Below are 6830 nucleotides of genomic sequence, written 5' to 3'. Positions count from 1 at the left end.
TGATCGAAGGCGCGGGCAGTACCGCCGTAGGTCTTGGCCAGTACAGCGGTGATGGCGGCGGTCAGGGTCGTTTTACCGTGGTCAACGTGGCCGATAGTACCGACGTTAACGTGTGGTTTTGTGCGTTGAAACTTTTCTTTAGACATCGATTGTCCCTCTAAGACACGAATAAATCGGTGGTATCACCACATCAACCAGGCAAAAACCTGATGAATTCATTTTATTACAGAAAGTGTATCAGGAGGGAGACTGAAAGTGGTGCTGATAGGCAGATTCGAACTGCCGACCTCACCCTTACCAAGGGTGCGCTCTACCAACTGAGCTATATCAGCACATTGGAGCGGACAGTGGGAATCGAACCCACATCATCAGCTTGGAAGGCTGAGGTAATAGCCATTATACGATGCCCGCAACTTGGAACTCGGCTACCTGATATTCCTGTAGATTGTTAAGGTTCCTTGAATCCGAACCTTGATTGAAGGCTTTCGCCTTCTTCCCAGGCGCATGATACACCATTTGCATCTGGTCTTGCCTCGTATACCCGAGGCGTATTTGGTGGTGGGGGAAGGATTCGAACCTTCGAAGTCAGTGACGGCAGATTTACAGTCTGCTCCCTTTGGCCGCTCGGGAACCCCACCTTGTGTTCTTGGTGCCGGCAGAAGGAGTCGAACCCTCGACCTACTGATTACAAGTCAGTTGCTCTACCAACTGAGCTATGCCGGCATCATCAAGTGCAGCGCATTCTAGGTAGAGCCGGCGACCTATGCAACAAAAAAATTGCGTATCGCGAACTTTCGCTCACAAAACGCCCAAATCCGGCAAATGATTTACCCGGTTGTCGCGGTTTTCGCTCAACAAGGGCTGCGGAGAGCCGAACGGCATAAACGATGCCCGTCCCGTTACAGGCTCTGCGCCGGCGCCCCATAGCCCGCGTCATGGACGTGGCCGGGGCGATGACAGGGCATCAATCCCAAAATATTGTTCAAATTGTGAACCGCGTCACTGCACCAAAAGAGTAAAGATGCACTATCCGAGCGCATCTTTATATCTCCGGCACAAATGCTATCATCGCAGGGGAAAAGTTCTCAAGAAAATCATGGTGGTTTGCCCGCTGTTTTGATCTTGCTTAGCTGGCATAACTTTTGCGTATGATAAAGGGACATCACAGGCAAAAGGATGACGAGATGAAAATCGTTCAGCTCAATGCGCCGACGCTGCCCGTTTATCGCAGTGAACTCGCCGGTTTATTAATGGATGCCGTCGCCAATGGCGCTTCGGTAGGCTACAGGCTGCCGCTGAGCCGGGAAGTCGCCGAGGACGCTATTCACACCCTCAGGCCCGCGCTGGAAAGGGGCGATCGACTGCTCTGGATAGCCCGGGATGAAAGAGGCATTGTCGGCAGCATACAATTGGAACTGTGCCAAAAGCCCAACGGCCAGAATCGCGCTGAGGTCCAGAAGCTTCTGGTGCATAGCCGCGCCCGTCGCCAAGGTATCGGCAGATTATTGATGACGGCCCTGGAACGCGCCGCCTACGAGCGCCAGCGCGGTTTGCTGTATCTCGATACCCAGGCCGGCTCCTCCGCCGAGGCGTTTTATCGCGCCAATGGATACCGCTGCCTGGGTGAAATTCCTGACTTTGCCTGCACGCCCGATGGCCATTATCATCCGACAGTGATTTATTATAAGCGACTGTTTACGGCCAGCCTGCCCATGCGCGCCATGGCCGGTTGATTCCCATCATGGCGGAGGAAACCCCGCCGCCGTCAACACCCGGCTTCCTCCGCCGCCCGCTGCGTTCACAAAACCTTATTATAAGCAGAAAAAATACTCTACGATGCCGAGGAAGCTGTCTATACTATGCAGCTTGTTTTCGTCCCGGGTGGGTCAGATTGCCCCGGTCGGACCCGCTCAACAGGCTGGCTAATCTTATGATTAAACGCGAACAATCACATACCTCCCCTTACCTTCATTTTAATCGGAGGCAATGGGCGGCTTTGCGGGACACGGTTCCTCTGACCCTGACGGCGGAAGAGATCGTCAAGCTGAAAGGGATTAACGAGGACCTTTCTTTGGATGAGGTGGCGGAAATCTATTTGCCGCTATCCCGTTTGCTGAATTTCTACATAAGTTCGAATTTGCGCCGGCAAACGGTTTTGGAGCAGTTTCTCGGCACTAAAGGGCAGCATATACCCTATATAATAGGCATCGCCGGCAGCGTCGCGGTCGGTAAAAGCACCACGGCACGGGTGTTGCAGGCGTTACTGAGCCGCTGGCCGGAACACCGCTCCGTGGAGTTGGTCACCACCGACGGCTTTCTTTTTCCCAACAGCATACTGAGAAAGCGCGATATCATGAAAAAGAAAGGATTCCCGGAATCTTATGATATGCGCAGCCTGGTGAATTTTGTTTCCGACATTAAATCGGGCAGTAAAAAAGTCAACGCGCCAGTGTATTCACATCTGATTTATGATGTCATTCCCGATAGCAAAAAAGTCATTTCTCAGCCGGATATTCTTATCCTGGAAGGACTTAATGTTTTACAAAGCGGCAGGGATTATCAGCATGCGGCGCATCATGTTTTCGTATCGGACTTCGTCGATTTCTCCATTTATGTTGACGCGCCTGAAGATCTACTAATTTCTTGGTATATCAATCGCTTTCTCAAATTCCGTCAAGGGGCTTTTTCCGATCCGGATTCCTATTTCCACAATTATTCCAAACTCTCGGAAGCCGAAGCTATTGGGATAGCAACGAATATCTGGACGGAAATCAATGGGCTAAACCTGAAAGAAAACATCCTGCCGACCCGGGAACGCGCCAGCTTGATTCTGACCAAAAGCGCCAATCATGCGGTTGGTGAAATCCGGCTAAGGAAATGATGTCGCTACGCGGCCGGGAGTCTACCGGCCGTGAGGGAATGCGCCGTCTCCCGGCCGCGAAATTATCAGACTCCGCGCAGTGAAATCTCTCCGCCCAGATAAGGCCTGATTTCATTGTCACGCTCAAGCAGTAACGCTCCCTGGGTGTCTATTCCCCGGGCGATACCGATCGTCTCATGCTCGCCTATTAAGAGCTTTACCGGGCGATTGTAGTAATTATCCAGTTCCTGCCAACGAGGATGAAAAGCGGCGAAACCTTCCCGCTCAAATAACGGCAATGCCTGCCTTAGGGCTTTTATCAGGTTGGCGGCCAAAGCATTACGGTCGATTTCGATGCCGGCTTCCTGCAAGTTGATCCATCCTTGATTGATAATACCGTTGTCCGGTTCACGCATGATGAGGTTGATACCGGCGCCGATAACGACATGAGCCGCGTCGCCGGTTTTCCCGCTGATTTCCACCAGAATGCCGGCCAACTTCCGATCCTGCAGGTACAAATCATTCGGCCATTTCACCCGGACATCACGCGCGCCGAGTCCGTGTAGGACCTCCGCCATCACGATGCCGACCACCAGGCTAAGGCCGATGGCCGCCGCCGGTCCTTGCTCCAGCCGCCAATAGAGAGAAAGATAGAGATTGGCCCCGAACGGGGAAAACCATTGCCGACCGCGTCGGCCGCGCCCCTGCCCCTGGTATTCGGCCACACAGGCATCGCCGGATTGCAGTCCGGCGATACGGTCCATCAGGTATTGATTGGTGGAATCAATGACCGGCAGGACAGTGACGCGTCCTTCGGGTAACCGGGAAAGTATGCGCGGCTCATCCAGTAGTTGCAGAGGGCCGTGCAGGCGATAGCCTTTCCCCGGGACGGTGAAGACGTCCACGCCCCATTCCCGCAACGTTTGGATATGCTTGTTGATAGCCGCACGGCTCATCCCCAGGTTTTCGCCGAACTGTTCGCCGGAATGAAAATCGCCATCGGCCAGCAGGCCTATTAGCTTAAGGGGGACGGTGATATCTTTCATGATATCGCCTCCATCGCGTCCACTTCGCCGCCGGCGCCGATGAACCGGACTTCGGGTTCAAGCAGTACCCCGAACCGCTCTGAGACCTGACGCCGGACATAGCCAGCTAACGCGGCGATTTCCCGACCAGTGGCCTGTCCGCCATTGATGAGAACCAGGGCTTGTTTTTCATGCACCGCCGCCGCGCCCAACCGGAATCCCTTAAGGCCGCATCGGTCGATCAGCCAGCCAGCGGCCAGTTTGACTTCGCCTGTGGGCTGTGGGTAATGGGGCATGTCCGGATATTCCGCCAATAACCGTCGGGCCGCTGCCGCGGAAACGAGGGGGTTTTTAAAAAAACTGCCGGCATTGCCGGTGATGGCCGGATCCGGCAGCTTGTTCCGCCTCATGGCGCAGACGGCGTCGAATACCTGGCGCGGCGTTACGTCAGCGCTGTTCAGACGGCTAAGATCGCCGTAGGTCAATATCGGTCGCCAGGTTTTGTTCAGGACGATGCCTACCGCGGTGATGGCACTGTGGTCGCGATAATCATGCTTGAATATACTGTCGCGGTAACCGAACCGACATTGGGCGCCGGTAAGCCGCTGTGTTTCACCGCTGGCGAGATCGATAATGTCGACATATTCGCAGACGCTTTCCAATTCGACACCATAGGCGCCGATATTCTGGATCGGCGCCGAACCTGCCCGTCCCGGAATTAAAGCCAGGTTTTCAAGCCCAGCGATGCCTTGCTCCAGGGTAAAGGCCACCAAACCATGCCAATCTTCCCCCGCCCCGACCCGGATATGCCAAGCGACGGCATCTTCGGTGACCCTAATGCCGGAGATGCGGTTCAGTAAGACCGTTCCGGCGAAATTTTCTAAAAACAGGATGTTGCTGCCGCCGCCTAAGAGCAGCACCGGCCATGACTGCCGTTTGGCTTCTCGCCAGGCCCGCACAAGTTCCGCTTCCGAATCCGCCACGACAATCTGTCGAGCGACGGCATCCACCGCAAAGGTATTCAGGTGCTTTACCGACACACCGTGCTTCATCGCTATCAACCTCGACTCGCTGAAACCCATATTCTACCTGATTCGACGTGTTCCGTTGAGCGGGATTTGCCGCCTTGACCGGTCAGGGAAATGTGCGACCCCGGCCGAACGGGGCCGTGCTTTGCCGACTTCAATTGACGGAGCGCTGTTACGATCCACTAGGACGAAGCCGGATAGTGGCGGTTTTCTGCCATTGCTCGGTAATTTCCAGTAGAACCGCCTTGAACTGTAACGGCCCTTTAATGCCATTGTCGACACAATAGCCTTCTACCATGGCATTGATGTCATTTTTGACTTTTTCAATGTTTTCAGGGGTGTTCATCGCGGCAGGGTGGGTCTTTTGCACTATGCTTATCACGCTGGTCAACAGGGGGTTCGCACCGGCGCCCTTGGGAATGTAGGCATCATTTTTTAGATTGCATGCCACGCCCCAATCGTGGGCGGCCTGTCCGATGGCTTGCAGATAGCCGTCGGGTATGTCCGTACCGTTACTGTCCTGCCTATTTTGGCCATTGTAGAAACAAAATTTCTCAAATGATAATTTGACGTCCTGATATACCGCCGAAAACATCGCATCAAGGATTTGTTCTCTGTAAATTGCGTCTTTGACGCCTTCCTGGAAACTCTCTTGTAATTTGGCAAATTGCTCAGTCAGGTTTTTTTCGAAACTTTCTCTGGAATCGGCCGGCGCCATATGCGAAGCGGATACGGCATCGTCCTCCTCTTTTTGTCGAGTCGCGCTTGTACCACCGCTTTTGTTGTTTCTTACTAATTTCAGGGTGAGACTGAAATTTTTCAACGAATTGACATAGCGTGTTTTCGTCTGCGACAGGTAAGTTATTGCGCTGTTTTTCACTGACACAATTTTGCTGAACAACTTTTTGAGATTGGCCGTCGTTCCGCTTTCTTTAGCTGGTTCCGGCACGATACGGCTATTAAATGAATTTTGTACACTATCTACTTTTTGCATAACTTTTCATCCTTATCTTTGGTTGACTTTCCATAAATGTAAACAGATCTGGAATAGGTAATGCTTTCAAATACTGGTCATCCCTAACAATCTTTACTCTAAATAATTCGCGTAGTATCACGGCAGAGCAGAAAGGCTCCCTCTAGCCCTTGCTGGCTGGGGTTACTGGCCTGGGGTCGCACTAGTACAATGAGGCTACGTAGATGATGACGGACGAGCGATTTTATCACTCTCTTAGCGATAAGGCGCTATTCTGTCTAAAATGCGCAGTGATATCTTTTAATTTTTTGAAGTAAGCTTTTGTATGTTTCTATCTAAGAAAGGATTCTAAATTCGAAAAGTAGTTATTGCTTGAACAGTCACAATGCGATTTCATCAGAGTTGAAAAAAATACGACATTTATCTCTTCATCCTGCAAGTTGCATCGCGACGGCAAGCGAGTGACAAATTCGTCGGAAATGAATTTGTTCCGACCATGGCGGGAGTCCGGTAAAAAATAGGAGGCCTCTCATGCCTCCCAAGGTGCAGAGATCATTATATGACGGAGACAGATGCGCGTAGCCAATAAAGAGGCGACATGCAGTATGCCAAGTATAAATTTTTAATAATTAAGTATCCTGACAAGATATTATCATTTATTATTTTTTATATAAAAAATTAATTTTTTATTTGCAGTCTCAATAACGCTCCATCTGTGCGATCCAATCCCATTTCTATCATCATTCCGGCAACAAACAACGATAAAGCACGTCTTCGCCATTTTTTCCCGTAAGCAAGTGAGCCGCTCATGGCCAATGAAGTACCTTTTCCTTATATCCCCGTTCATGTTCATGCCATTGCGTCTTACTTCGTTCGATTTTTGGCGACACAGGCGCGCTCAATCCCCCTGGCGGCACAGGCCGTCGCCGGCCTTTATATGACGT

At 51.8% G+C, this 6830-nt stretch carries 6 protein-coding genes and 4 tRNA genes; 2 read left to right on the top strand and 8 right to left on the bottom strand.

The window, feature by feature from the left end:
* The 5 genes from FCN80_RS07765 to FCN80_RS07745 all read right to left on the bottom strand — a co-directional run.
* Positions 1–146 (bottom strand): GTP-binding protein (locus FCN80_RS07765; protein WP_230492553.1); only part of this gene is annotated, 146 nt, incomplete at its 3' end.
* 110 nt (positions 147–256) lie between these two features.
* Positions 257–332: transfer RNA gene (locus FCN80_RS07760), tRNA-Thr, on the bottom strand.
* 4 nt (positions 333–336) lie between these two features.
* Positions 337–411, bottom strand: a tRNA-Gly gene (locus FCN80_RS07755).
* A gap of 142 nt (positions 412–553) precedes the next feature.
* Positions 554–638: transfer RNA gene (locus tag FCN80_RS07750), tRNA-Tyr, on the bottom strand.
* A gap of 9 nt (positions 639–647) precedes the next feature.
* Positions 648–723 (bottom strand) — tRNA-Thr (locus tag FCN80_RS07745).
* A gap of 461 nt (positions 724–1184) precedes the next feature.
* Between FCN80_RS07745 and FCN80_RS07740 the strand changes: the two genes are divergently transcribed.
* Together FCN80_RS07740 and coaA are read left to right on the top strand one after the other, a co-directional pair.
* The gene (locus tag FCN80_RS07740; protein ID WP_136989596.1) at positions 1185–1733 is read left to right on the top strand and encodes a GNAT family N-acetyltransferase; all 549 of its coding nucleotides are present in this window, start codon (positions 1185–1187) and stop codon (positions 1731–1733) included.
* 197 nt (positions 1734–1930) lie between these two features.
* Complete coding sequence (gene coaA / locus FCN80_RS07735; RefSeq protein WP_136989595.1) at positions 1931–2881, top strand: type I pantothenate kinase; 951 nt, start codon at positions 1931–1933, stop codon at positions 2879–2881.
* 65 nt (positions 2882–2946) lie between these two features.
* On the opposite strand, the gene birA is transcribed toward coaA, so the two are convergent.
* The 3 genes from birA to FCN80_RS07720 form a co-directional block, all read right to left on the bottom strand.
* Complete coding sequence (gene birA, locus FCN80_RS07730; RefSeq protein ID WP_136989594.1) at positions 2947–3906, bottom strand: bifunctional biotin--[acetyl-CoA-carboxylase] ligase/biotin operon repressor BirA; 960 nt, start codon at positions 3904–3906, stop codon at positions 2947–2949.
* Positions 3903–4937, bottom strand: coding sequence for a UDP-N-acetylmuramate dehydrogenase (murB, locus tag FCN80_RS07725; RefSeq protein WP_136989593.1), 1035 nt, complete (start codon positions 4935–4937; stop codon positions 3903–3905). Before murB ends, birA begins: the two co-directional genes overlap by 4 nt.
* Positions 4938–5085: 148 nt before the next feature.
* Entirely contained in the window at positions 5086–5907 is an 822-nt protein-coding gene (locus FCN80_RS07720) for a hypothetical protein (protein WP_136989592.1), read from the bottom strand.
* Positions 5908–6830 lie beyond the last annotated feature (923 nt).

This window comes from Martelella alba, assembly GCF_005217455.1.
Lineage (GTDB): Bacteria > Pseudomonadota > Gammaproteobacteria > Enterobacterales > Enterobacteriaceae > Acerihabitans.
The sequence above is the reverse complement of the archived record's forward strand: the minus strand, read 5'-3'. Positions and strand labels throughout refer to the sequence as shown.